The following is a 25,368-nucleotide window of genomic DNA, read 5'->3' on the forward strand; positions in this document are numbered from 1 at the left end:
GGAGTGACCTCCATAAGATGGATAAATCTTTTACAGAATGGGATTAGCCATCAACACGTTTTGTCCTATAACCCTAAAAAACGCTCCGCGAGGATGTATACTGCGGCGTATAAGGTAGGTATCACTTGATTTTCTTGTTTTTTATAGCTTCTAACAAGTGGTTTACATAACTTTTGATAAGCTCCGGCGATGAAAGAAATTTTTCCGTAAGTTCAAAGTAAGATATTTTTTCCTTATAGTCGTGTTTAAAAGAAGGAGAAATAAGCTCTTCGTACTGTGGAAGAAAGCTTCCTTTATGCCGGGTATAGCAGGTGGCAGCGGTAGCCTGTCTGCGGTGTTCTTTATCGACATATGATGCTACACTTTTGTGCATTGCAGTATCTTCAGCCGGAAGATAATAATAATCCTTATAATTTGGAAAGAAATATTTCAGGGCATCCTCTTCTAAACGGACAGAGAGGGTGCATTTTTTGCCCTTTGCATAGAAATAAACAGAACCCATGCGGCAGGAAATATGCTTTGGAAATGGAAATTCCGGCTCAATAGAAAGAATCAGTTCTTTCTTTTCCTGTTGCTTATAATCTGTATATTCAGAAACAGAAGCACTGCAGGATAAATACTGTCCGTAAAACAGATGGACATAGGATAAGACGGGAAGTAATGCAGGCATATCCAGAACATCTTCGTAGTTGTGGAGCAGAAGAATCTCCAATTTATCCGGACGTGGTTCCTTGGTATACGAATGATAGATCTCAATCAATTCACCGCCGGAATATAAGTCATCCCTGACAATACCAAGAAAAGCTTCGATGGTCTTCTGCTTGTAATTTGGCAGCTGGAGAATATGCTTTATCTGGGAAATGGATTTGAAAATATCCACATAAGTAAAATCAGCAAAGTGCTCGTTACATTCATAAGTATTGCATTTTGCTTTCAGATAAGGAATATCAAAGCCGATTCCATTGAAAGTGATAATTGTATCAAAACCGTCTAATAGCAAAAGAAACTGCTCAAGTACTTCTTTTTCTTCTTCCGGTGTTTCGGCAAAAAACTGTTTGATATAAAGCATCTGTTCTATGTGATAGGCACATCCAATCAGATAAAGACTGGTATGAGCCGGGGAAAATCCGGTAGTTTCGATATCGAAAAAGACAGAGGAAGCAGTGAATATTTCCTCATCTAAATTCGAAGCCGGACTATATGGAATTTCATGTACAATTGTTTTCATATCTGTCCTCCTGTTATTTTTTTATTATACACGATGTATGGGCAAAAAGTAATCATGCCTTGTTAAAAATCGACAAAAATATTGAGAAAAAATCTTTTTAGTGTGTCAAAAAAATCTAATTTGTGTTATAATACATTTTATGTTAAATGCATTGCATATGCAGTGCAATACTATCATAGAAAGAGGGGCACATAAGATGGGTTTAATGACATTTAAAGGTGGCGTCCATCCTTTTGAAGGAAAGGATTTATCAAAAGATAAGCCAATACGTGAATTATTACCCAAAGGTGAACTGGTATATCCGTTATCGCAGCATATTGGAGCACCGGCAACACCAATCGTAGCGGTAGGAGATTCCGTTTTGAAAGGGCAGAAGATAGCAGAAGCAGGCGGCTTCGTATCTGCACCAATCCATGCGTCCGTATCCGGAACTGTTAAGAAAATTGAGCCAAGAAGAGTTCCAACAGGTGATATGGTGAACTCCATTGTAATTGAAAGCGATGGTGAATTTAAGGAGGTAGAGTATCAGGCAGTAGAAGACGTCAGTGCTCTTTCCAAAGAAGAAATTATTAACCGTATAAAAGAAGCGGGAGTTGTTGGTATGGGTGGAGCAGGATTCCCAACCCACGTAAAATTATCTCCGAAGGAACCGGAAAAAATCGACTATATTATTGCCAACTGTGCAGAGTGTGAACCATATCTGACATCTGATTACCGCATCATGTTAGACCACACGGAAGAACTGGTAGAAGGCATGCGTATCATTCTCAGTATGTTTGAACATGCCAAGGGTGTATTTGCAGTCGAGAATAATAAACCGGATTGTATCGCAAAATTATTAGAATTAACGAAAGATGAGCCTCGTATGGAGGTCGCACCTCTTATGACAAAATACCCGCAGGGTGGTGAACGTCAGCTTATTTATGCAGTAACCAAACGTGCAATTAATTCCAAGATGCTTCCGGCAGATGCAGGATGTATCGTAGATAATGTTGCAACCATGGTTGCTGTATACCATGCAGTAAAAGAAGGAAAACCTGTTACAAGCAGAATCTTTACAGTTACCGGTGATGCAGTAGAAGAGCCGGGTAACTTTGAGTTCTTAATCGGAACCAGTTTCCAGGAACTTTTAGATGCTGCCGGTGGATTTAAAGAGCAGCCGGAGAAAATTATTTCCGGTGGACCAATGATGGGCTTTTCCATGTTCGGATTAGATGTGCCGACAACCAAGACTACTTCAGCACTCCTTTGTATGACCAAAGATGAAGTGGCAGAAGCAGATGCAGATGCAACAGCATGCATCAATTGTGGTCGTTGCGTAGAAGCATGTCCGGAACAGATTGTTCCATCCAGATTATCTAAATTCTCAGAGCATGGAGATATGGCAGAATTTGAAAAATGGCATGGTCTTGAGTGCGTGGAATGTGGAAGCTGTAGTTTTATCTGCCCGGCAAAACGTCCATTAGCACAGCTTATTAAGACAATGAAAAAACAGGTTCTTGCTGAAAAGAAAAAAAATAAATAACAAAGAAAGAGGTGGACTATTGTGAGTGAGTTATATCATGTATCATCATCACCACATGTACGAGCCAAAGATACAACAAGCAGAATCATGCTTTATGTAATTATAGCTCTGCTTCCAACAAGTATATTTGGTATTGTTAATTTTGGATATAAAGCAGCAGTATTGATTTTGGTATCTGTTGCAAGCTGTATTGCATCAGAGTGGATTTTCAATCTGATTGTACATAAGAAGAATACCGTCAGTGATTTAAGTGCGGTAGTTACCGGACTGTTACTTGCATTAAACCTGCCGGCATCCCTTCCATGGTGGGAAGCTGTAATCGGCAGTGTATTTGCAATCGTTATTGTTAAAATGATGTTTGGCGGACTGGGACAGAACTTTATGAACCCGGCACTGGGTGCAAGATGCTTTTTACTGATAGCATTTGCCGCAGACATGACAAACTTTACCGTAGATGGATATTCAGGAGCAACTCCACTGGCTCTGATTAGAGAACAGGGCGTTGGAGCTGTTAATACCATGAATATGTTAATTGGTAAGACCGCCGGAACCATCGGAGAGACATCCGCTATTGCTATCTTAATTGGAGCAATGTTCTTAATCCTGATGGGTGTCATTACACTTCGGATTCCGGGAACCTATATCATTACATTTGTAATATTTATCAGCTTGTTCGGTGGACATGGCTTTGACATCGACTATATCGTTGCTGAGCTTTGTGGTGGTGGATTAATGCTTGGTGCATTCTTTATGGCAACCGACTATGTAACATCACCGATCACACCGAAGGGACAGATTTTATATGGAATTCTTTTAGGTATTCTTACCGGATTATTCCGTATCTTTGGAGCAAACGCAGAAGGTGTATCCTTTGCAATTATTTTAAGCAACCTTCTGGTTCCTATGATTGAAAGGATTACAATTCCAAAGGCCTTTGGACAGGTAAAGGAGGCAAAGCAGCATGAATAAGAAGATTGTACATGACGCGTTGATTTTAACCGTATTTACCGTAGTAATCGGATTTATTCTCGGACTGGTATATGAGATTACCAAGGATCCGATTGCAAAGGCAGAAGAGGCAACTGCACAGGCTGCATACAAAGCAGTGTTTGAAGATGCAGATTCTTTTTCCACCTATGATTTTGATGCAGAAGCCGCAGCCAGCCTGTTAGAGCAGAATGGTTACAGTGATGAAATCAATGGTGTGCAGGAAGCATTAGATAAAGATGGCAATGTATTAGGCTATGTGATTACTGTAACAGCTAAAGACGGAAGCCAGGGTAATATCACATTTTCTGTTGGCATAAAGAATGATGGAACCGTAAACGGCTATTCCGTTACCAGTATGTCAGAGACACCTGGACTTGGAGACAAGGCAAAGACAGAAGACTTCTCCAAACAGTATAAGAATAAGAATGTAGACAGCTTTACCGTTGTGAAACAGGCACCATCTGCTGATAACGAGATTGAAGCAATTTCCGGTGCAACCATTACATCAAAAGCAATGACCAATGGTGTAAATGCCTGCATTACATACTTCCAGAATGAATTGGAAGGAGGCGCTGAATAATGAATAAGTATTTAGAACGCGTATATAACGGATTGATTAAAGAAAATCCTACCTTTGTACTGATGCTTGGTATGTGTCCGACACTGGCAGTAACAACATCAGCAATGAATGCACTGGGAATGGGGTTATCTACAACAGTGGTATTGATTTTCTCTAACCTGTTGATTTCCTTATTCCGTAAAGCAATTCCAAATGGTGTCAGAATGCCGGCATACATTGTTATCGTAGCATCTTTGGTAACCATTGTAGAATTTATTATGAAGGCTTATACACCGGCACTGGCTAAACAGCTTGGTGTATATATCCCTCTTATTGTTGTTAACTGTATTATCCTTGGACGAGCAGAAAGCTATGCATCTAAAAATCCACCTGTATTGTCTATCTTAGACGGTGTTGGTATGGGACTTGGATTTACCTTCGGATTAACCTGTATCGGTATTGTCCGTGAGATTTTAGGTGCAGGACAGTTGTTTGGATTCCAGATTCTTTCACTGAAATGGTATACACCAATCAATATCTTTGTTATGGCACCGGGTGCATTCTTGGTACTGGCATTCTTAGTTGCTTTAATGAGTATTGTTCGTCAGAAGATGGAAGCAAAAGGCAAACCGCTGGCAGAGCCTGCCGGCTGTATCAGTGGAGACTGTGCCGGATGCAGCATGTCTGCAACCTGCAGCGAAAAAGAGAAGAAAGCTGCAGATGCAGAGGAAAAAAGTGAATAGGAGGAATATGACAGATGCAGACATTATTATTGATTGCAATTGGTTCAGCCATTGTAAATAACGTAGTATTAAGCCAGTTCCTTGGTATCTGTCCTTTCTTGGGTGTATCAAAGAAAACAGAGACCGCTGCTGGAATGGGTGGAGCCGTTATCTTTGTCATAACGATATCCTCCTTTGTTACCTCATTGATTTATAAGTTTATACTGATTCCGACGGGAACACAGTATTTACAGACTATTGTATTTATCCTTGTAATCGCAGCGCTGGTACAGTTTGTAGAAATGTTCTTAAAGAAATCCATGCCTGCTCTTTATAAGAGCCTTGGAGTGTATCTTCCTTTGATTACAACCAACTGTGCAGTATTAGGTGTAGCACTTACCAACGTAACCAAAGAGTATGGTATCTTAGAGGGCGTTGTAAACGGTTTTGCAACCGCATTTGGATTCTTTATTGCTATTACAATTATGGCAGGAATTCGTGAAAAAATTGAATATAATGATATCCCTAAGCCATTTAAAGGAACAGCAATTGTATTAATTACAGCATGTCTGATGTCCATTGCATTTATGGGCTTCTCAGGAATGATTTAGGAGGAAAGAAAAGATGAGTGTACAGGCAATTATTATTGCAGCCGTTATTGTAGGTGGCGTAGGACTTTTTATTGGATTTTTCCTCGGCGTTTCCGGAGAAAAGTTCAAAGTAGAAGTAGATGAAAGGGAAGAAGCAATTGTTGGTGTTCTTCCTGGAAATAACTGTGGTGGTTGTGGTTATGCCGGATGTTCCGGTCTTGCAGCTGCTATTGTAAAAGGTGATGCCCCGGTCAATGGATGTCCTGTTGGTGGTGCGCCGGTTGCAGCAAAAGTCGGTGAAATCATGGGTGTTGCTGCAGAAGAAGGCACAAAGCAGGTTGCCTTTGTAAAATGTGCAGGAACCTGTGAAAAAGCCGGTCATGATTATGAATATACCGGAGTAGAAGATTGTGCTGCTATGGCATTTATTCCGGGCGGCGGAGCAAAGAGCTGTAGCTATGGCTGCCTTGGCTTTGGAAACTGTGTAAAGGCATGTCCGTTTGATGCAATTCATGTTGTAGACGGTATTGCAAAGGTGGATAAGGAAGTTTGTAAAGCATGTGGAAAATGTATTGCAGCCTGTCCAAAGCGTTTGATAGAGCTGGTTCCATATGAAGCAAAGCATCTGGTACAGTGCAGTTCCAAGGATAAAGGCAAAGACGTTATGAAAGCCTGCTCCGTAGGTTGTATTGGCTGTCATCTCTGTGAGAAGAACTGTCCAAATGATGCAGTTCATGTCGTAGATAATGTGGCTTATATCGACCAGGAGAAATGTACCGGATGTGGCATTTGTGCCGAGAAATGTCCGAAGAAGATTATTTTATAATCGTTTCTGTGATAGAAAGAACGGGATTGTCATTGATTTGGCAGTCCCGTTTTGCGTAGTTGATGTTATATGAGGATTGGATATGAGAAAATTTAGAGAAAAGTATATTGGAAATAAGGATTTTTATAAAATGGTTCTGCTGGTAGCTATTCCAATTATGATACAGAATGCCATCACTAACTTTGTGAGTCTTTTGGACAATATCATGGTAGGACTGGTTGGAACGGAGCAGATGTCCGGTGTCGCAATCATCAATCAGTTGATGCTGGTTTACAATATCTGTATTTTTGGAGCAGTATCCGGTGCAGGCATTTTTGGGGCACAGTTTTATGGAAAAGGGGACCATAAAGGAGTGCGGGATGCCTTCCGTTTTAAAATTGTAGCCTGTGGTTTCTTAGCAGTCATATGGATGCTGATATTGGGTTTTGCAAATAAACCGTTAATTCGGCTGTTTTTGCATGAAGGAGGAAGCACGGGAGATATTGAAGCTACATTATTGTATGCAAAACAGTATTTACAGACGGTAATGCCATCCATGGTTCCTTTTGCATTGATTCAGGCATATGCCCAGACATTACGTGAAACAGGAGAAACGGTTCTTCCGATGAAAGCCGGAATTGCTTCTGTAGCAGTAAATCTGATGTTTGACTATGTATTAATATTTGGTGCATTTGGACTGCCTGCATTAGGAGTAAGAGGTGCAGCGGCAGCAACCGTATTGGCAAGAGTTGTGGAATGCATTATTGTTGTCTTGTGGACCCATGCGAGAGCAGATAAGAATCATTTTATTGTAGGAGCTTACCGTGATTTTAAAATACCGGGAACACTGGTACGACAGATTATCATAAAAGGAACGCCATTGCTTTTAAATGAGACTTTATGGGCTGGAGGAATGGCAGTCCTGATGCAGTGTTATTCCACAAGAGGTCTTGCTGTTGTAGCTGGATTTAATATATCAAATACAGTAGCCAATCTTTTTAATGTTGTATTTATTGCGTTGGGAAGTGCGATATCCATCATTGTAGGACAGCAGCTTGGTGCTGGTAGATTGGAAGAGGCGGTGGATACGGACCGCAAGATGATTGTATTTTCTGTATTTTGTTGTTTTGTTATAGGAGCCTGCATGTTTGCGATTGCTCCGTTCTTTCCAAGAATATACAATACGACAGAAGAAGTGCGTGGACTAGCAAAACAATTTATCCGGATTGCATCAGCCTGCATGCCGTTATATGGATTTATGCATGCAACCTATTTCACACTGCGTTCCGGTGGCAGGACAGTCATTACCTTTCTTTTTGACAGTGTCTATATCTGGGTGGTAGATATTCCACTGGCATTTGTGTTAACCAGATTTACAGGAGTTCCGATTGTATCTATTTATTTATCCTGTCAGTTGATAGAGATTATAAAATGCATCATCGGATATGTTATGGTAAAGAAGAAAATCTGGGTCAACAATATGGTTATGGAGCAGCAATAGGATTATGTTTACATTTCATGAAATGGAATATTGCTGCCGATGCCGGAAGTGGTATGAAGTTCGTAATCGTCGGTGATAAAAATGGCTTCCGTGTCATCCAAGGATTCTATCAGCTTCATGCCGTCCTCTAATCCTAAAGCAAAACAGGTGGTGGAAAGTCCGTCACCATCTACGGATTTCGGACAGATAATGGTGACACCCAGCAGGTTATTGTCATAAGGATAACCGGTTTTCGGATTTAATATGTGGTGATAGAAGTTATCACCCACATAGAAATAACGTTCATAAACACCGGAACTTACTACCGTTTCATCAGAGACTTCAACACTGGCAATGGCAGTGCCGTCATCGGAAAATGGTTTCTGGATACCGATATTATAGTTGCTTCCATCTGGTTTATCACCCAGCGTAAGGACATTGCCTCCAAGGTTAATCATGCCGGAGGTAATGTCTTTTTCATTTAAATAATCTTTCATTTTATCAGCAATATAACCTTTGGCGATGCCTCCCAAGTCAATCATGGCATCCGGATTGGAAAGACTAACTTCGTTTCCATTAATAACAATCGCATGATAGTCGATGGTGGAAAGTGTGGCTTCAATATCAGATTCAGATGGAACAGTACCGCTGTTATTTGGAAAGTCCCAGAGGGAAGACAATTTACCAATGGTGATATCAAACTGTCCCAGGCTTAAATCACCATAATAAATACCTTTTTGTAATAATTCAATCGTATCATCATCCACAGTAACCGGTGTGCCACCAGCATTGTTTATTTTACTGATATCGCTGTCTGCGATGGTATTGCTGAAAAGGTTCTCATAATGGGAAGCAAGCTTGAAGCAGTCATCAATATAAGAAGCATTTTCTTCTCCATATAGTGTAATAGTAATGACTGTATTAAAATAAAAATCAGATTTGGAAACGGGTTCTTTGCTGCGTCCGCATCCCACGAAGGAGAAGGAGCAGAAGAAGAGAAAGAAAGCAAGTAAACTGCAGGTTAATTTATAAGAAAATATCGTCTTTTTTGTTTTCATCATGTATACTCCGGTTCTTTTAAAATCATATAGCACAAGCATAGCACAAGGAAGATAAAATTTACAGATGATTTTTTTCGAAAGGTATGATAAAGTATAAAATGTATGCATATTAATAAAAAATTATAACCGGCATTCAGATAGTGAATATGCCGTAGATGATTAAGAGGCGGAAAAATGGATACACAGTTGCGTGAAACATTAAAGAATAAGAAGCGTGTAATTGTAAAAATCGGTTCTTCATCTCTTTTACATGAAGAGACCGGAAAATTAAATCTTTTAAAACTGGAACGTTTGGTAAGAGAATTATGTGATATTAAGAATCAGGGCATGGATGTATGTCTGGTCAGCTCCGGGGCTATTGCAGTAGGAAGACAGTCCATGGGATTAAAAGAAAGACCGGAGAAAATAGCTGTAAAACAGGCATGTGCGGCAGTGGGACAGGCGAGACTTATGATGACTTATCAAAAGCTTTTTTCAGAGTACCACCAGAATGTGGGACAGGTTCTTATGACAAAAAAAACTATGGTTGATAACGTGTCGAGAAAAAATGCCCAGAATACTTTTGAAGAATTGTTTGAAATGGGAATTATACCAATTGTAAATGAAAATGATACCGTATCTACTTATGAGATGCAGTTTGGTGATAACGATTCCCTGTCGGCTATTGTAGCCTCATTGGTAGGAGCAGATTTGTTGATTCTTTTATCTGATATTGACGGGTTGTATACGGATGATCCGAGAAAGAATCCAAAAGCAGAATTGATACCGGTAGTAGAAAAAATTGATAATCGGATTGAAAACATGGCAGGAGATACAGTAGGTAGTGATGTTGGTACCGGTGGAATGACCACCAAATTAACGGCAGCAAGGATTGCAACCTTATCCGGAGCAGATATGATTATTGCCAATGCAAAGGATGTGGGAGTTCTGCATCAGATTTTCGAAGGAAAACAGGTGGGAACCTTTTTCAAAGCCAATAAAAATGATGATTTCTATATTGCAGATTATGTAGAAGAAAGCATGGAGTAAAAAGATGATTGAAAATACAATAGCAAGAATCAATGAATTATATCATAAATCCCAGAAAGAAGGACTGACACCGGAAGAAAAGGAAGAACAGGCAGCACTTCGCAAGGAATACATAGCAAGTGTAAAGCGGAATCTGAAGGGACAGTTAGATAATATTGATATGGTAAATGCAGATGGAACGGTAACCAATCTGGGAGAAAAATATGGAAACAAAGGCAAGCATCAGAACTAAGTATAAGACACTGCGAAATGCAATGCCAGAGAATATTGTAAGAGAAGAATCCCAAAGGATTTGTCAGAATATCAGTACCTGGGAAATCTTTCAGAAAGCACAAAATTGTTTCTTTTATTATCCCCTTGGGAAAGAGGCTTCTTTATTGCCTTTTTTTAAAGAAAGTATTCAAAAAAGAGCAGCTTTTCCCCGGGTGCGTGGAGAAGAAATGGACTTTTGTGAAGTCAATAGTACAGATGATTTTCAGGAAGGGTATTTTCATGTGATGGAGCCAAAGGATGAGATACCGGCGATGGATTTAGCAGAACTTGAGCAGGAGAAAACAATTGTATTCACACCGGGACTGGTCTTTGATATTAACGGTGGAAGAAGCGGATATGGTAAGGGCTTTTATGATCGTTTTTTTCAGAAATATAAGAAAGTAATCCGGGTTGGGATTGCACTTTCCTGTCAGTTGGCTGAGCAGGTGCCCATGGAGACCCATGATATTTCGATGGATTATCTTGTAACACCGGAGAAGATTTATAAAGTGACGGATAACAGAGACGAAAATAAGTAGAAGGAGGAAAATATGGAATTACAGGAATTAGGTAAGAGAGCAAAAGCAGCAGAAATTATCATGCGTAATTTGGGCATGAAAGAAAAAGAAAATATTTTGCTTGAAGTTGCAGAACATTTAGTGGAAGATAGCGATGCTATTTTAGCAGCAAACCAGAAGGATATGGATGCAGGAAGAGAAGCCGGAATGCATCAGGGACTTTTAGACCGTCTGATGTTAAATAAAGAGCGTATTGCACAGATGGCAGAAGGAATCCGCCAGGTAGCAGAATTAGAAGATCCGGTAGGAGAAGTCCTTTCCATGAAACAGCGCCCGAATGGACTTATGATTGGAAAGAAGCGTGTACCATTAGGTGTCATTGGAATTATTTATGAATCACGTCCAAATGTAACAGCAGATGCCTTTGCTTTGTGCTTTAAAACTGGAAATACCGTGATTTTAAAAGGTGGAAGTGATGCCATTCATTCCAATATGGCAATCGTAAAGAGCATCAATGAAACTTTAAGTAATAACCAGCTGCCGGAAGGAGTGCTTTCTTTAATCGAAGATACCAGCCGGGAAACTGCTACTGCATTTATGAAAATGAATGAGTATGTGGATGTACTGATTCCAAGAGGTGGCTCCGGACTGATTCGTGCTGTGGTAGCCAATGCTACAATTCCGGTGATTGAGACCGGTACCGGTAACTGCCACATTTATGTGGATGAAACCGCAGACCTTGATATGGCGGTGAATATCATTAATAATGCCAAAACACAGCGCATCGGTGTATGCAATGCCTGTGAATCTTTAGTGCTGCATGAGAGCATCGTAGATGAACTGATGCCACGCCTTTCTGCAAAATTATCCGAAAGCCATGTAGAAATCCGTGGGGATGAGCGAGTTCAGAAAGCTACAAAAGATGCAGTGGCTGCAACAGAAAAAGACTGGGGCACCGAATATTTGGATTATATTATTTCTGCAAAGACAGTTTCAGATATTGATGAAGCCATTACACATATCAATAAATATAATACCGGACATTCGGAAGCAATCATTACCAATAATTATGAGCATGCGCAGAAGTTCTTAAATGAGATTGATGCTGCGGCTGTTTATGTGAATGCATCCACACGTTTTACCGACGGATTTGAGTTTGGCTTTGGGGCAGAAATCGGAATCAGTACCCAGAAGCTGCATGCCAGAGGACCGATGGGCTTAGAAGCACTGACGACCACCAAATATATCATTTATGGGGATGGCCAGATCAGAGAATAATAAGAAAAATATTAAGAAAACAGGAAAAGAAATGAGAGAAATAGAAAAGATAAATCACACCGGTGAAGTTCCGGTAATGGAACCGCAGAGACAATTTTATTTTATGGACCTTGCAAAGCAGTATGTGACGCAGATTTCCAGGAAGAAAGGCAGACCGCTCACCTTTCATGTGACAACTTTTGGGTGCCAGATGAATGCCAGAGATTCCGAAAAGTTATGTGGAATTTTAGAGACCGTAGGTTTTGAAGAGATTGATTCCGAGGAAGCAGATTTTGTCATTTATAATACCTGTACCGTACGTGAAAATGCTAACAATAAGGTTTATGGACGTCTGGGATATTTAAGCGGCTTTAAGAAAAAGAATAAAGATATGATGATTGCATTATGCGGCTGTATGATGCAGGAACCGGAGGTTGTGGAAAAATTAAAACAGAGCTATCGTTTTGTAGACCTGGTTTTCGGAACCCATAATATCTTTAAATTTGCAGAACTTCTGGTGCGCTGCTTTGAAGAGCAGAAAATGGTGATTGACATCTGGGATGATACGAAAGAAATTGTAGAAGAACTTCCGGTAGAACGGAAATACAGCTTTAAGTCCGGTGTTAATATTATGTTTGGCTGCAATAATTTCTGCAGTTACTGTATTGTGCCATATGTAAGAGGAAGAGAACGCAGCAGAAAACCGCAGGATATCATAAGAGAAATTGAAAAATTGGTAGCAGATGGTGTAGTAGAGGTTATGCTCTTAGGACAGAATGTCAATTCCTATGGAAAGAACTTAGATACACCAGTGACCTTTGCACAGCTCTTACAGGAAGTAGAAAAGATTGAAGGTCTGGAAAGAATCCGGTTCATGACATCCCATCCAAAGGATTTATCCGATGAACTGATTGAAGTAATGAAGAATTCTAAAAAAATCTGCAGACATCTTCATCTGCCGCTTCAGTCCGGCAGCAGCAGAGTGTTAAAAGAAATGAACCGTCACTATGACAAGGAGCATTATCTTGCACTGGTTGAAAAAATCAAAAAAGCAATGCCGGATCTGGCAATTACAACAGATATTATTGTAGGATTTCCGGGAGAAACTGAAGAAGATTTCTTAGAGACCATGGATGTGGTAAGACAGGTAGAGTATGACAGCGCGTTTACTTTTATTTATTCAAAACGTACCGGAACGCCTGCTGCCAAAATGGAAAATCAGATTCCGGAAGATGTGATAAAAGACCGTTTTGACCGGCTGTTAAAACTGGTACAGGATATTTCCGCAAAGAAAGCCGGAGCATTAACCGGAAGCGTGCAGGATGTATTAGTCGAAGAATTAGATGAACAGCAGGAAGGCCTTGTAACCGGAAGATTATCCAATAACTCAGTGGTACATCTGCCGGGTGACGTATCCATGATTGGAACTATCGTACCGGTACATTTAAAAGAATGCAAAGGCTTTTATTATATGGGAGAGGTTGCAGAGTAAATGAACCGTCGTTTTGGAAAAAATGATATCCTGTTGCTGGGAATGCTTGCAGTAGTTATTTTAGTTTTCTATGTTGGAATGACCTCTGCATTACAAAGCGGTGACAGTATTATCATTACGGTAAATGGCAGCGAATATGGCAGATATTCCCTGACAGAAAATAAAGAGATTCCAATTAAAATAGATGGAAAAGTTACTAATATCGTAACGATTGAAAATGGGACTGCCTATATGCTTGAGGCGGACTGCCCGGATCAGTTGTGTATGCATCAGAACGCAATTTCCAAAGATAAAGAATCCATTATCTGTCTGCCAAACCGGGTTGTAGTAACCGTAGAAAGTGAGCAGAAAAATACATTGGATGATGTGGCAGGGTAGGTGAAAGCATGAAGAAAAGTGTAGCATATCTTGGCGTGTTTTTGGCACTGGCCATGATATTAAGTTATGTAGAAGCAATATTGCCCTTTGCCATTGGAATACCGGGAGTAAAGCTTGGACTTGCCAACCTTGTTACGGTGCTGATGCTGTATCTGATTGGCTGGAGAGAGGCTCTTTGTGTATCGGTGCTTCGTATTGTGCTTACCGGAATTTTATTTGGAAATTTGGTCAGCATCTGTTATGGACTTGCCGGCGGATTATTAAGCTTTGTACTTATGTTTATTCTGATTCGGATGAACTGTTTTCATGTAGTTACGGTCAGTATCTGTGGCGGAATCATACATAATATGGGACAGCTTATCGTAGCAGGATTTCTGGTAAGCTCATACTATGTCATTTACTATATGCCGGTTTTATTGATTGCAGGCTTTGTGACGGGTGCACTGATTGGAATTGTGGCAAAGGAAGTAGGAGGAAGATTATGTATTCATATATCAAAGGCGAATTATCCGAAATAGTGGCAGAGAATCATATTGTCGTTGAAAATGGCGGAATCGGCTATAATATTTATATTCCGGGACAGGTATTATCTCTGCTACCGGGAGTTGGCGAAGAAGTAAAAATCTATACCTATCTTTGTGTCAGAGAGGATGCATTTATTTTATATGGTTTTCTTACCAGAGATGATTTGAATGTATTTAAATTGCTGATTGGTGTATCCGGAATCGGACCAAAGGGTGCACTGGCAATTCTTTCTGTCATGTCAACGGATGATTTGCGTTTTGCAGTATTGTCTGATGATGCAAAAGCAATTGCAAAAGCTCCGGGTGTTGGAAATAAGACGGCACAGCGGTTGATTATAGAATTAAAAGACAAGCTTAGTTTGGAGGATGCCTTTGAACAGAAATTAAGCCATACACAGGAAGCTGTTTCTGGTAACGGCTTAAAAGGAATCCGCAATGAAGCAGTAGAGGCACTGGTTTCACTGGGTTATTCTTCCACAGAGGCTTTGAAGGTGCTGCGGGATATCGAAATTACGGAAGACAGTTCGGTAGAAGATATTTTAAAACTGGCTTTGAAGCAGATGGCATTCTTATAAGAGGAGCAGAAAATGGAAAAACGTGTAATTTCAACGCAGATGCAGGATGAAGATATCAAAATCGAAAAAACACTGCGTCCGATGACCTTGGATGAATATATTGGTCAGGAGAAAGCAAAAGCAAATCTTAAAGTGTATATAGAGGCTGCAAAACAGCGTGGAGAGTCCTTAGACCATGTATTGTTTTATGGTCCTCCGGGACTTGGTAAGACTACTCTTGCCGGCATTATTGCCAATGAAATGGGCGTACATATGAAAGTCACTTCCGGTCCGGCAATTGGAAAGCCGGGAGAAATGGCAGCTATTTTGAGTAATCTTGCAGAAGGTGACATTTTATTTGTAGATGAGATTCATCGTCTGAACCGGCAGGTAGAGGAAGTATTATATCCTGCCATGGAGGATTATGTCATTGACATTATGGTGGGAAAAGGCGCAACTGCCCGTTCAATCCGCCTTGATTTACCGCATTTTACGCTGGTTGGTGCCACTACCAGGGCCGGACTTTTATCGGCACCCTTAAGAGACCGATTTGGAGTGGTACATCATCTGGAATTTTATAATGTGGAGGAACTTAAGACAATTATTGTCCATTCTGCAAAAAAGTTAGAGGTAAAGATTGATGAGGAAGGTGCAATCGAATTGGCACGCCGTTCCAGAGGAACGCCGCGTCTTGCCAACCGCCTTTTAAAGAGGGTGCGTGATTTTGCACAGGTGCAGTACAATGGTGAAATTACCAAAGAAGTAGCATCCTTTGCACTGGATTTACTGGAAGTAGACAAGATGGGCTTAGACCAGAATGACAGGAACATTTTGCTTACGATTATTGAAAAATTCCAGGGTGGCCCGGTAGGGCTGGATACCCTTGCGGCAGCGATTGGGGAAGATGCTGGAACCATAGAGGATGTTTATGAACCATATCTTGTAAAGAATGGATTTATCAACCGGACACCAAAGGGAAGGGTCGCAACAGAATTTGCATATCATCACTTTGGAATAGAGGGCTAAGAAAATAGTTGTTTTTCGACAGATTTATAGCTATAATATGCTATATGTAGTAGTCAGAGAATATTTTAGGCAGATACGCAGAGAGGAAATGAAAATGGCAGCAAAAAATAATACAGAAGTGATTATTGATGGAAAAGTATATACTTTAAGCGGATATGAGAGTCAGGAGTATTTACAGAAGGTAGCAACTTATATCAATGATAAGATTGCAGAATTTAAAATGCTGGATGAATATAAGAGAATTCCAAGTGATATGCGTTCCACATTGCTGGCATTGAACATTGCAGATGATTACTTCAAAGCGAAAAATCAGGTTGAAAAATTAGAGCAGGATTTAGAGGTAAAAGACCGTGAAATCTATGATTTAAAGCATGAACTGATTTCCAACCAGATCCGCATGGAAAGTGATGCCAAATCTTTAAAGGATCTGGAAAAAGAAAATAAAGAGCTGCTTTTAAATAAGACCAGATTAGAAGCAACCTTAGAAGATGCTTTACTTGGTAAAGTAGATAAACTTGAAAAACCGGAAAAAACTGAAAAACCAGAGGAAAAGAAAGCAGACCATACGGAAGAAAAGAAAGAGGAAAAGCCTTCCGGAAAGAAAGCGTAATAGAGAATAAAAACTATGAAAGGGGGCAGACATTTATCTGTCCCTTTTGTTGCCATAGGAGATGAGGAAAGATGAAAGAGTTAGAACTTTTAGCACCGGCAGGTTCCTTGAAAACATTAAAGGCAGTCATTCATGCCGGAGCAGATGCCGTATATCTTGGCGGAAGTATGTTCGGCGCAAGAGCATATGCCAATAATTTTAACGAAGAAGAATTATTAGAAGCAATCCGTTTCGGACATATTCATGGACGCAAAATTATTCTTGCGGTGAATACCCTGTTAAAAGAATATGAATTAGGACAGCTCTATGATTATCTGCGCCCTTATTATGAAGCGGGAGTAGATGCTGTCATCGTGCAGGATATGGGCGTTATGGAGTTTATCAAAACTCATTTTCCAAATCTTCCGATACATACCAGTACCCAGATGACCATTACCAATGTAGAGGGAGCCAGGCTTTTAAAGGAACAGGGCGTTGAGCGTGTGGTGACAGCGAGAGAAATGTCCTTAGAAGAAATTCAAAGAATCCATGATGAAGTAGGCGTGGAACTGGAAAGCTTTATTCATGGCGCATTGTGTTACTGTTATTCCGGACAGTGCCTTTTCAGTAGTATCATCGGCGGAAGAAGCGGAAACCGTGGCAGATGTGCACAGCCATGCCGCCTTTCCTATGAAGTATTGCAGGGAGAAAAAAGTCTTACCGGACATCATGCAACACCGATTTTGAGCCTTAAGGATATGTGTACACTGCCATTTTTGTATGAACTGGCTGACCATGGGGTATATTCCTTTAAGATAGAAGGACGGATGAAGACACCGGAGTATGCTGCCGGTGTAGTAAGTATTTACCGGAAATATATGGATTCCTATCTGGATGGAAGCCGTATCCCAGTGGAAAAAAAGGATATCAGGGCACTTTTAGAGCTTGGAAACCGTGGTGGCTTTACCAACGGATATTACTATCATCATAATGACAGTGATATGCTAAGCGGAGAGAGTGCTTCCCATAATAAGAGCGAAGGTGTTCTTCAGGATAACATCCGTAGAGAATATGTAGACACCGAATTAAAAGAAAAGATTAAAGGAAAGTTAATATTAAATAAAGAATGCCCTGCTAAGATAGAAGTGCAATATGGAAAAATAAAAGTTTCTTATCAGGGAGATATGGTTCTTGTAGCGCAGAATCGTCCGTTGACGAAAGAAGTTGTAACAGAAAAGATTACAAAGACCGGGAATACACCATTTGTTTTTGAAAATCTTGAAGTTACAATGGATGATGATATTTTTATGCCGGTAAACCAGTTGAACCAGTTGCGAAGAGGTGCGTTGGAAGCATTAGAAGAAGCGTTGTTGAAACCTTATGAAAGAACGCTTCCAGAATTGGTGGAAACTTCTTCCGCTGAAACAGATAGGCAGACAACAGGAAATGCCATAAAAGAAAAGCAGATTTCCGGACAGTCATTATCACAGACTTCTGGACAACAATCCGCCGGTTCATCCACAGAAGTCCGGGTACTGATTGAAGACGCAGAACAGCTTCCGGCAGTATTAAAAGCCGATTTCGTGGATACGGTTTATCTTGATTGTATGTTGTATACAAGAGAAAATCTGATCCACAAGTTAAGTGAGGATATAGACAGGGTACATGCATCCGGTAAGAAAGTATTTTATGTATTCCCGTTTATTTTCCGGCAGCAGACCAGTCTTTTTTATGAAAAAATCATGCCGGAGCTAAAAAAGCTTCCATTAAATGGTATTATGGTGCGGAGTCTTGATGAGATTGCGTTTATAAAGGAATGGGGCAATGAAAACTGGCAGATGGTATCCGACAGTAATTTATATACCTATTCCAATGAAGCGGCAGAATATTTTTATCGTCTTGGAATGATACAGGATACAATTCCGGTGGAATTGAACCGGAAGGAGATTTTAAGAAGAGAAAACAGCCGGTCTGAAATGATTATCTATGGCAGACTTCCACTTATGATAACGGCGCAGTGTATTCATAAGAACATGTTAGGCTGTATGCATCAGCACAAGGTGCTGAACTTAAAAGACCGTTATTCTGTACATTTTCCGGTGAAAAATTTCTGCTCGGAATGTTATAACGTAATTTATAATTCGCTTCCGGTCTGTCTCTTTAAGGAAGACGTAACCGTGAAAAAGATTGCACCGGCTGCCGTAAGGCTTTCCTTTACGACAGAAACTGAAGAAGAGACAGAACAGATTTTAACAATTTATGGCGATATTTATAAAAATGGTGGCATTTTGGGGCAGATGCCAATGGAATGCACCAATGGACATTTTAAACGAGGCGTAGAATAAAGCAGAGGTATTTATGGTTCATTTGATTGTGGAATTATCAAAATATGCACTTATTATTCTGTTTTCTGTGTATACATATGAATGTTTTTCGGTATTCCGGAATATATCAGAACGAAAACAGGAAAAGAAATTTAAACGGCAGGCAAGGATTTTGTATGCGATTCATTTTACGGCATATGTAGTCATATTTGCGGTGACAGAGGATGCATATACTTTTATTTTTTATCTGGCGCAGATAATTCTTCTTGTTGTGGTACGGAATGTGTACAAATTATGTTATCCGAAGGCTTCAAGACTTTTGGTTAATAATATGTGTATGCTTATGATTATCGGGTTTATTATTCTGACCCGCCTGAATTTTGGACATGCTATCAAGCAGTTTGCGATTGCAGCGGTATCCTGTGTGATTTCCCTTGTGATTCCGGTGATGATACGGAGGATGGGATTTTTCCGGAATCTCACCTGGATTTATGCGGCAATCGGTATTGTGGGACTTGGTATTGTATGTATCGCAGGAAGCACCAGCTATGGAGCAAAGATTTCCTTTACCATAGCAGGAATTACGGTACAGCCGTCTGAATTTATTAAGATTCTTTTTGTGTTTTTTGTGGCTGCCATGTATCATAAATCAACGGAATTCCGTCAGGTGGTAATTACCACTTTGATTGCAGCACTGCATGTATTGATTCTGGTATTATCCCGGGATTTAGGTGGCGCATTGATTTTCTTTGTGGCTTATATGGCAATGCTTTATGTGGCAACGAGAAAACCACTCTATTTTGCCGGTGGACTGCTGGCGGGAAGTGTAGCGGCAGTAATTGCCTATAAATTATTTAATCATGTCAGAGTCCGTGTGGTGGCATGGAAAACACCACTAAAAGTAATTGACAAAGAGGGCTATCAGATCTGCCAGTCGCTTTTTGCAATCGGGACCGGAGGCTTTTTCGGTCTGGGGTTATATCAAGGCATGCCAAATAAAATTCCGGTAGTAGAGCAGGATTTTATTTTTGCAGCAATTTCAGAAGAACTGGGTGGAATGTTTGCTCTGTGTCTGATTCTGGTCTGTGTAAGCTGTTTCCTGATGTTTTTAAATATTGCCATGCAGTTAAAGGATTCCTTTTATAAGCTGGTGGCACTTGGACTTGGAACGATTTACGGATTTCAGGTATTCTTAACCATTGGCGGAGTAACAAAATTTATTCCATCCACCGGAGTAACCCTTCCGTTAGTCAGCTATGGAGGAAGCTCCATGTTAAGTACATTGATTATATTTGGCATTATTCAGGGATTATATATTTTGCGGGAAGACGAAGGAGTGTCACATAATGAAAAAGGAGAATATAAACCAGCAAAAAAGAAAGCAAAATCGGGATTCGAAACAGAAGTCAGGGACCTCAGTTAGTAAGAATAAAGAATTTGCAGTGATTACTTATCTTTTCCTTGCTATCTTTATCTGCCTGATGGGATATATGGTATATTTTCAGGCGGTAAAAAGCGAAGATTTTATCAATAGTCCATATAATAGCAGACAGGATACTTTTGCAGACCGTGTGGTCAGAGGAAAGATTATGTCAGCAGATGGCAAAGTTTTGGCCGAGACCGTAGTGGATGCTGCCGGTAATGAAACCCGGAAATATCCTTATGGTAATATGTATGCGCATGTGGTCGGTTTTTCCACCAATGGAAAGTCAGGTATTGAATCCAATATGAACTTTAATCTTTTACGTTCCCATTCTTTTGTATTAGAGCGTATGTTTAACGAGATTAAAGATGAAAAAAGCATGGGAGACAATGTGGTTACCACGTTGGATTCCACTTTGCAGGAAACTGCATATCAGGCATTGGGTAATTATGATGGTGCAGTTGTTGTGATGGAGCCTTCCACCGGAAAAGTGCTTGCCATGGTGTCCAAACCGGATTTTGACCCGAATACTATTGCGGCAGACTGGGATTCCATTATTTCAGAAGATAATAATAACTCGGTTCTTTTAAACCGGGCGACCCAGGGATTATATCCGCCTGGCTCTACTTTTAAAATAATTACAACTTTAGAATATATCCGGGAAAATCCGGATTATGAGAATTACAGCTATAGCTGTAACGGAAGTATTACAGAGAATGATTTTACAATACACTGTTATAATAATGCCGTGCATGGAACGCAGGATTTGAAGCAGTCCTTTGCAAATTCCTGTAATTCATCTTATGCCAATATCGGATTATCTTTGGACACAGATTCTCTTTCGGACCTTTGTTCAGATCTGATGTTTGATAAGACACTGCCGGGAAACTTTGAAACAAGTAAAAGTCAGTTTAAATTAACAGATGAATCCCCGGAAAGTATGAAAATGCAGACGTCAATCGGACAGGGAGAGACGCTGGTAACACCACTCCATATGTTATTGATTACCAGTGCAATTGCCAACGATGGAATTCTGATGAAACCTTATGTGGTAGACCATACGGAAAATGAAAATGGTATAGAAGTAAAGAAATATGAGCCGGCTGCAAGCAAGCAGCTTCTTTCGGAAAAAGAAGCAAAGACCATGCAGGAATTTATGGCAGGTGTAGTTGCAGATGGTACTGCATCCAAGTTAAATGGGCAGAGTTATACTGCATACGGCAAGACTGGCTCCGCAGAGTTTAATAACAATAAGGGAGAAAGCCATTCCTGGTTTGTTGGATATGCACACCGGGAGGATAAGGAAGATATTGCAGTTGTTGTAATTGCAGAAGGTGCAGGTGCAGGCAGTACCGTTGCAGTTCCAGCAGCAAAACAGGTTTTTGATGTATATTACAGATAAATGAAAGCAGATAGGATGACATGCTGCGTCAGGAATCATCCGGGACTTCTGAAATGGATTGTTGCATCCTTATGAAAAAAGGGGTATACTGTTTGTTAAACAAAAGGTAGTGACCACATCAGGAGGTATTGCAATGATTGAAGCAACAAGTTGTGGTGGTGTGGTAATATTTCGGGGTAAGGTGCTTGTCCTTTATAAGAATTATAAGAATAAGTACGAAGGCTGGGTGCTTCCAAAGGGAACAGTAGAACCCGGGGAAGAATTCAAAGATACCGCAGCAAGAGAGGTATTGGAGGAAACGGGCGTAGATGCATCCATAATCAAATATGTCGGGAAGAGCCAGTATAGCTTTACTGTGCCAGAAGATACGGTGGAGAAACAGGTACATTGGTATCTGATGATGGCAGACAGTTATTACAGTAAGCCACAACGTGAAGAGTTCTTTGTAGATTCCGGATATTATAAATATCATGAAGCCTATCATCTTTTAAAATTTGCCAATGAGAAGCAGATTTTGGAAAAAGCTTATAATGAATATCTGGATTTGAAAAAGTGTAATCTGTGGGGAACCCACAAATATTATTAGAGCAGCCATCTGACTGCTTTTTTAAATCAGATATGAGGTGTAGCATGCATTGGTATTCTAATTTATATCTGGGAGAAAGGTTGAAAAATCAGGAAGCAAAGGTAAAAAGCAGAGTGGAGCGGAATGTGCCACAGCCGTCGCTTTATCTTCTGACCCTTCCGTCAAATGAAGAGAATCTTCTGGATATTATACCGGCAACAGATTTATTACAAAAGGCATATCCGAAGAAAGAACTTTTTATTATCGGTCTGGAAAAAGGATATGACGCAGCATTAGAGATGTCAGCAGCAATTGTGAATGATATTTATCATAAAACAGGAACATTTGAAGTGCGTAAATTTGTACTGAAACAGCAGACTCGTAAAAATACTGAAATGGAGACATGAGGATGACAGTGCTGTTATCTATTTTGAAAATCCTGGGCATAATATTATTATGCATATTAGGTTTACTGGTTTTACTTATCATGCTTTTGCTGTTTGCTCCGGTATCTTACCGGATTCGTGGAGAGACAAGGCAGGGACAGACTACGTTAAAAGTGCATGGAGCATGGTGTCTTATGGCTTTGCGTTTTTCCTTTCTGATGGAGCAGGGAAAGCAGCTTGCAGTTTTAAAGATTTTTGGCATAAAAGCATGGAAGTATCCATCGGATGAAAAATCCAAAAAGAAATTAGAGAAAAAGAAAGTAAAGAAAAAGCCGAAAAAGAAATCCGGGGAAAAATCCCATAAGGAACCGGAAAAAGACTTAGTGCAGAAACGTCAGAAGCCGGAAGAACAAACAGCACCGGCGATTGAAAAAAAGATAGATGTAACGGGGCTGGAAGAACAGAATCCACCGGCTGAAGTACAAGAAGAACAGACGGAAAAACAGTATGAACAGAAACACCATAAGAAGACATATAAGAAAAAGTTTGTTTCCGTATTTGGTAAAATCAGCAAGACAATACGCTCGATAGTAGAAAAGATAAAAGCAATTCCGCAGAAATTTAAAAATATCGGCAGTAAAATAAAAAAAGTGAATCAGTGGATACAGGATGAGCAGAATAGAAGTGCCGTCCGTTTTGTCCTGGGTGCTGTAATAAGGCTGTTAAAAAAATACGGACCAAAGCATATGAAGGCAGATGTTGCTTATGGTATGGAAGATCCGGCAGCCACAGGGCAGGTTTTAGCAGTGCTCAGCGTATTACCATTTTTATATTATGATAAGGTATCTATTATGCCGGATTTTGAGGCAGAACATTTTTATATCGAAGGCAGCTGGGATATAAGGGGACGGATACAGGTGATTCATTTATTAAAGGCTGCAATTCAAATCTGGAGAAATCCGGATGTGAAACACTTTATAAAGCAATTTTAACAGAATCAATATGAAGTAGAATCAGGAGGAATTATTATGTCAGACAGTAATAACACATTTCGCAATACGGTAGAATCTTTATTCAAAGGAATGGACAGTTTCATTACAACCAAGACGGTTGTAGGAGATGCCATTCATATCGGAGATACCATCATTCTTCCATTAGTGGATGTATCCTTTGGTGTAGGCGCAGGTGCATTTTCCCAGGAGAAGAAGAACAACGGAGCAGGAGGAATGGGTGGAAAGATTACACCGAGTGCGGTTCTTGTCATTCAGAATGGCACCACCAAGCTTGTAAATATTAAGAATCAGGATGGTGTGACCAAAATTCTTGATATGGTACCAGATTTCGTAAATAAGTTTGCATCCAGGGGAAAGAAGGATGAGGCAGCAACTGCAAAGTTAGATGAAGAATCCAAGAAAGCAGCAGAGTCTGAGATGAATGAAATTTTATCTGATGCAGTAAATAAGGATGAAGAATAAGAACAGTATAGAATAGTAACAGAAGAACGTACAGCGTGCTAAGTGAAAAAGAAGGGCATATACTATAATGGTATATGTCTTTTTGATTGGAGAAAAAACATGAAACGCTTGATGGGGTATTCCTTTTTCATGGTGGGATTTGGTATGTTTTTTATGTTTATTATTCCAAGTGACGTGATTGGGATTATTATTATATTGATATTGCTGTTGATAGGGTATAATCTTTTCTGCTGTAAGTAATAGGAAAGCAATTTCCTGTAAAAGAACAAAGAATGTGCCTTGGGCACATTCTCGCGCCTGCGGCGGTCGCTTGCGACAACTACCTTATACGCCGCAGTGTGCATCCTCGCGGAGCGTTTTTACTTTACAGGAAAGCAATTTCCTGTAAAGTAAAAAAAGGACTGTCCAAAAGGACAGTCCAGATAGAAAATGCTAATTAAGCTCTTTCAACGGATCCGGATCTTAAACAGGAAGTACATACGTACATTCTTTTTGGAGTTCCGTTTACTTTACATTTTACAGATTTGATGTTTGATTTCCACATTCTATTAGATCTTCTATGAGAATGGCTCACATTGTTACCGAAATGAGCGCCTTTTCCACAAACTGCACATTTTGCCATGATAGCACCTCCTTTAAATTCTTCACTAAGCCTGTTATGACACAAGCTCACAACAAAGCTATCTTAACAGAAATACAGACAGAATGCAAGAAAAAAATTGCATTTTTTGAAAATAAAGAAAAATACTGTTTCTTTTTTCAGAAAAAGAGGTTATAATATAGTTCATGTTATGTATATACTGGCGGAAATGCGAGAAGATTAATTTTAATTGGAGGTTATAGAATGACAGGTAAAATGGAAAACGAATTAGGTAAAGTCGTAATTGATAATGAAGTAATTGCAACCTATGCCGGTTCTGTTGCAGTTGAGTGCTTTGGCATTGTGGGAATGGCTGCAGTTAATATGAAAGATGGCCTGGTTAAATTATTAAAGAGAGATTATCTGACACATGGTATAAATGTGGATGTGGATGAAAATAATAAAATTACAATTGATTTCCATGTAATTGTTGCCTATGGCGTAAGTATTGAGACAGTAGCAGACAATCTGATTCATACGGTAAAATATAAAGTGGAAGAGTTTACCGGAATGCAGATTAAGAAAGTCAACATTTTAGTTGAAGGCGTCAGAGTGATTGATTAAGGAGGAACTG

General features: G+C 39.9%; 28 protein-coding genes. 25 read left to right on the forward strand and 3 right to left on the reverse strand.

Annotated elements, in window-relative coordinates:
* Positions 1-121: 121 nt before the first annotated feature.
* Positions 122-1,228, reverse strand: a complete 1,107-nt coding sequence (locus OCV43_RS05545; RefSeq protein WP_262623602.1) for a ribonuclease H-like domain-containing protein — start codon at positions 1,226-1,228, stop codon at positions 122-124.
* A gap of 196 nt (positions 1,229-1,424) precedes the next feature.
* Here OCV43_RS05545 and rsxC point away from each other — a divergent pair, with 196 nt between their 5' ends.
* From rsxC to OCV43_RS05580, 7 genes are all read left to right on the forward strand, one after another.
* On the forward strand, positions 1,425-2,753 hold the full coding sequence (gene rsxC, locus OCV43_RS05550) for an electron transport complex subunit RsxC (protein ID WP_262623603.1): 1,329 nt from the start codon (positions 1,425-1,427) through the stop codon (positions 2,751-2,753).
* Positions 2,754-2,774: 21 nt separating this feature from the next.
* Positions 2,775-3,722 carry an RnfABCDGE type electron transport complex subunit D gene (locus tag OCV43_RS05555; protein WP_262623604.1) on the forward strand — a complete coding sequence of 316 codons (948 nt, stop codon included), beginning with the start codon at positions 2,775-2,777 and terminating at the stop codon, positions 3,720-3,722.
* The gene (locus tag OCV43_RS05560) at positions 3,715-4,323 is read left to right on the forward strand and encodes an RnfABCDGE type electron transport complex subunit G (RefSeq protein ID WP_117841015.1); all 609 of its coding nucleotides are present in this window, start codon (positions 3,715-3,717) and stop codon (positions 4,321-4,323) included. Before OCV43_RS05555 ends, OCV43_RS05560 begins: the two co-directional genes overlap by 8 nt.
* A complete protein-coding gene (rsxE, locus tag OCV43_RS05565; RefSeq protein ID WP_022243742.1) occupies positions 4,323-5,045 on the forward strand; it encodes an electron transport complex subunit RsxE in 723 nt (240 codons plus the stop codon). The genes OCV43_RS05560 and rsxE overlap by 1 nt, the downstream gene beginning before the upstream one ends.
* A 14-nt stretch (positions 5,046-5,059) precedes the next feature.
* Positions 5,060-5,635, forward strand: a complete 576-nt coding sequence (rsxA, locus tag OCV43_RS05570; RefSeq protein WP_022243743.1) for an electron transport complex subunit RsxA — start codon at positions 5,060-5,062, stop codon at positions 5,633-5,635.
* A gap of 13 nt (positions 5,636-5,648) precedes the next feature.
* On the forward strand, positions 5,649-6,440 hold the full coding sequence (locus tag OCV43_RS05575; protein ID WP_262623605.1) for an RnfABCDGE type electron transport complex subunit B: 792 nt from the start codon (positions 5,649-5,651) through the stop codon (positions 6,438-6,440).
* Positions 6,441-6,522: 82 nt separating this feature from the next.
* Positions 6,523-7,920 (forward strand): MATE family efflux transporter, encoded by a 1,398-nt coding sequence (locus OCV43_RS05580; RefSeq protein ID WP_262623606.1) that lies wholly within the window; start codon positions 6,523-6,525, stop codon positions 7,918-7,920.
* A gap of 8 nt (positions 7,921-7,928) precedes the next feature.
* On the opposite strand, the gene OCV43_RS05585 is transcribed toward OCV43_RS05580, so the two are convergent.
* Positions 7,929-8,960, reverse strand: a complete 1,032-nt coding sequence (locus tag OCV43_RS05585) for an FAD:protein FMN transferase (RefSeq protein ID WP_317246657.1) — start codon at positions 8,958-8,960, stop codon at positions 7,929-7,931.
* A 174-nt stretch (positions 8,961-9,134) separates the two neighbouring features.
* On the opposite strand from OCV43_RS05585, the gene proB reads away from it, so the two are divergent.
* The 17 genes from proB (at position 9,135) to OCV43_RS05670 (ending at position 24,154) form a co-directional block, all read left to right on the forward strand.
* Positions 9,135-9,989 (forward strand): glutamate 5-kinase, encoded by an 855-nt coding sequence (gene proB, locus OCV43_RS05590; RefSeq protein WP_022243747.1) that lies wholly within the window; start codon positions 9,135-9,137, stop codon positions 9,987-9,989.
* Positions 9,990-9,993: 4 nt separating this feature from the next.
* On the forward strand, positions 9,994-10,221 hold the full coding sequence (locus OCV43_RS05595; protein ID WP_117946917.1) for a DUF896 domain-containing protein: 228 nt from the start codon (positions 9,994-9,996) through the stop codon (positions 10,219-10,221).
* Complete coding sequence (locus OCV43_RS05600) at positions 10,193-10,780, forward strand: 5-formyltetrahydrofolate cyclo-ligase (protein WP_262623607.1); 588 nt, start codon at positions 10,193-10,195, stop codon at positions 10,778-10,780. The genes OCV43_RS05595 and OCV43_RS05600 overlap by 29 nt, the downstream gene beginning before the upstream one ends.
* A gap of 12 nt (positions 10,781-10,792) precedes the next feature.
* The gene (locus OCV43_RS05605) at positions 10,793-12,037 is read left to right on the forward strand and encodes a glutamate-5-semialdehyde dehydrogenase (protein ID WP_022243750.1); all 1,245 of its coding nucleotides are present in this window, start codon (positions 10,793-10,795) and stop codon (positions 12,035-12,037) included.
* Positions 12,038-12,068: 31 nt separating this feature from the next.
* Entirely contained in the window at positions 12,069-13,508 is a 1,440-nt protein-coding gene (miaB, locus tag OCV43_RS05610; protein ID WP_262623608.1) for a tRNA (N6-isopentenyl adenosine(37)-C2)-methylthiotransferase MiaB, read from the forward strand.
* The gene (locus tag OCV43_RS05615; RefSeq protein WP_022243752.1) at positions 13,509-13,886 is read left to right on the forward strand and encodes a NusG domain II-containing protein; all 378 of its coding nucleotides are present in this window, start codon (positions 13,509-13,511) and stop codon (positions 13,884-13,886) included. It abuts the gene before it with no gap.
* 8 nt (positions 13,887-13,894) lie between these two features.
* The gene (locus OCV43_RS05620) at positions 13,895-14,404 is read left to right on the forward strand and encodes a Gx transporter family protein (protein WP_117698410.1); all 510 of its coding nucleotides are present in this window, start codon (positions 13,895-13,897) and stop codon (positions 14,402-14,404) included.
* The gene (ruvA, locus tag OCV43_RS05625; RefSeq protein ID WP_117841022.1) at positions 14,368-14,985 is read left to right on the forward strand and encodes a Holliday junction branch migration protein RuvA; all 618 of its coding nucleotides are present in this window, start codon (positions 14,368-14,370) and stop codon (positions 14,983-14,985) included. Before OCV43_RS05620 ends, ruvA begins: the two co-directional genes overlap by 37 nt.
* 12 nt (positions 14,986-14,997) lie before the next feature.
* Positions 14,998-15,990 (forward strand): Holliday junction branch migration DNA helicase RuvB, encoded by a 993-nt coding sequence (gene ruvB / locus OCV43_RS05630; protein ID WP_022243755.1) that lies wholly within the window; start codon positions 14,998-15,000, stop codon positions 15,988-15,990.
* Positions 15,991-16,084: 94 nt separating this feature from the next.
* Complete coding sequence (locus tag OCV43_RS05635; protein WP_227700122.1) at positions 16,085-16,600, forward strand: cell division protein ZapA; 516 nt, start codon at positions 16,085-16,087, stop codon at positions 16,598-16,600.
* A gap of 71 nt (positions 16,601-16,671) precedes the next feature.
* Entirely contained in the window at positions 16,672-18,924 is a 2,253-nt protein-coding gene (locus OCV43_RS05640) for a U32 family peptidase (protein ID WP_262623609.1), read from the forward strand.
* 13 nt (positions 18,925-18,937) lie between these two features.
* Positions 18,938-20,326, forward strand: a complete 1,389-nt coding sequence (locus tag OCV43_RS05645) for an FtsW/RodA/SpoVE family cell cycle protein (protein ID WP_262623610.1) — start codon at positions 18,938-18,940, stop codon at positions 20,324-20,326.
* Positions 20,250-21,728 carry a peptidoglycan D,D-transpeptidase FtsI family protein gene (locus tag OCV43_RS05650; protein WP_262623611.1) on the forward strand — a complete coding sequence of 493 codons (1,479 nt, stop codon included), beginning with the start codon at positions 20,250-20,252 and terminating at the stop codon, positions 21,726-21,728. Before OCV43_RS05645 ends, OCV43_RS05650 begins: the two co-directional genes overlap by 77 nt.
* 133 nt (positions 21,729-21,861) lie before the next feature.
* On the forward strand, positions 21,862-22,314 hold the full coding sequence (locus OCV43_RS05655) for an NUDIX hydrolase (RefSeq protein ID WP_022243760.1): 453 nt from the start codon (positions 21,862-21,864) through the stop codon (positions 22,312-22,314).
* A 44-nt stretch (positions 22,315-22,358) separates the two neighbouring features.
* Positions 22,359-22,700 (forward strand): hypothetical protein, encoded by a 342-nt coding sequence (locus tag OCV43_RS05660; RefSeq protein ID WP_022243761.1) that lies wholly within the window; start codon positions 22,359-22,361, stop codon positions 22,698-22,700.
* Positions 22,701-22,702: 2 nt separating this feature from the next.
* Positions 22,703-23,671 (forward strand): DUF2953 domain-containing protein, encoded by a 969-nt coding sequence (locus tag OCV43_RS05665; RefSeq protein WP_262623612.1) that lies wholly within the window; start codon positions 22,703-22,705, stop codon positions 23,669-23,671.
* 36 nt (positions 23,672-23,707) lie between these two features.
* Positions 23,708-24,154 carry a GerW family sporulation protein gene (locus OCV43_RS05670; protein WP_022243763.1) on the forward strand — a complete coding sequence of 149 codons (447 nt, stop codon included), beginning with the start codon at positions 23,708-23,710 and terminating at the stop codon, positions 24,152-24,154.
* Positions 24,155-24,590: 436 nt separating this feature from the next.
* Here the strand turns inward: OCV43_RS05670 and rpmB are convergent, their stop codons facing one another.
* Positions 24,591-24,776: a 50S ribosomal protein L28 gene (rpmB, locus tag OCV43_RS05675; protein ID WP_117698403.1), complete on the reverse strand. Its 186-nt coding sequence runs from the start codon at positions 24,774-24,776 to the stop codon at positions 24,591-24,593.
* 222 nt (positions 24,777-24,998) lie between these two features.
* On the opposite strand from rpmB, the gene OCV43_RS05680 reads away from it, so the two are divergent.
* Complete coding sequence (locus OCV43_RS05680; protein ID WP_022243764.1) at positions 24,999-25,358, forward strand: Asp23/Gls24 family envelope stress response protein; 360 nt, start codon at positions 24,999-25,001, stop codon at positions 25,356-25,358.
* Positions 25,359-25,368: the final 10 nt, after the last annotated feature.

The organism is Roseburia amylophila (genome assembly GCF_025567465.1).
Classification (GTDB): Bacteria; Bacillota; Clostridia; order Lachnospirales; family Lachnospiraceae; genus Roseburia_C; species Roseburia_C amylophila.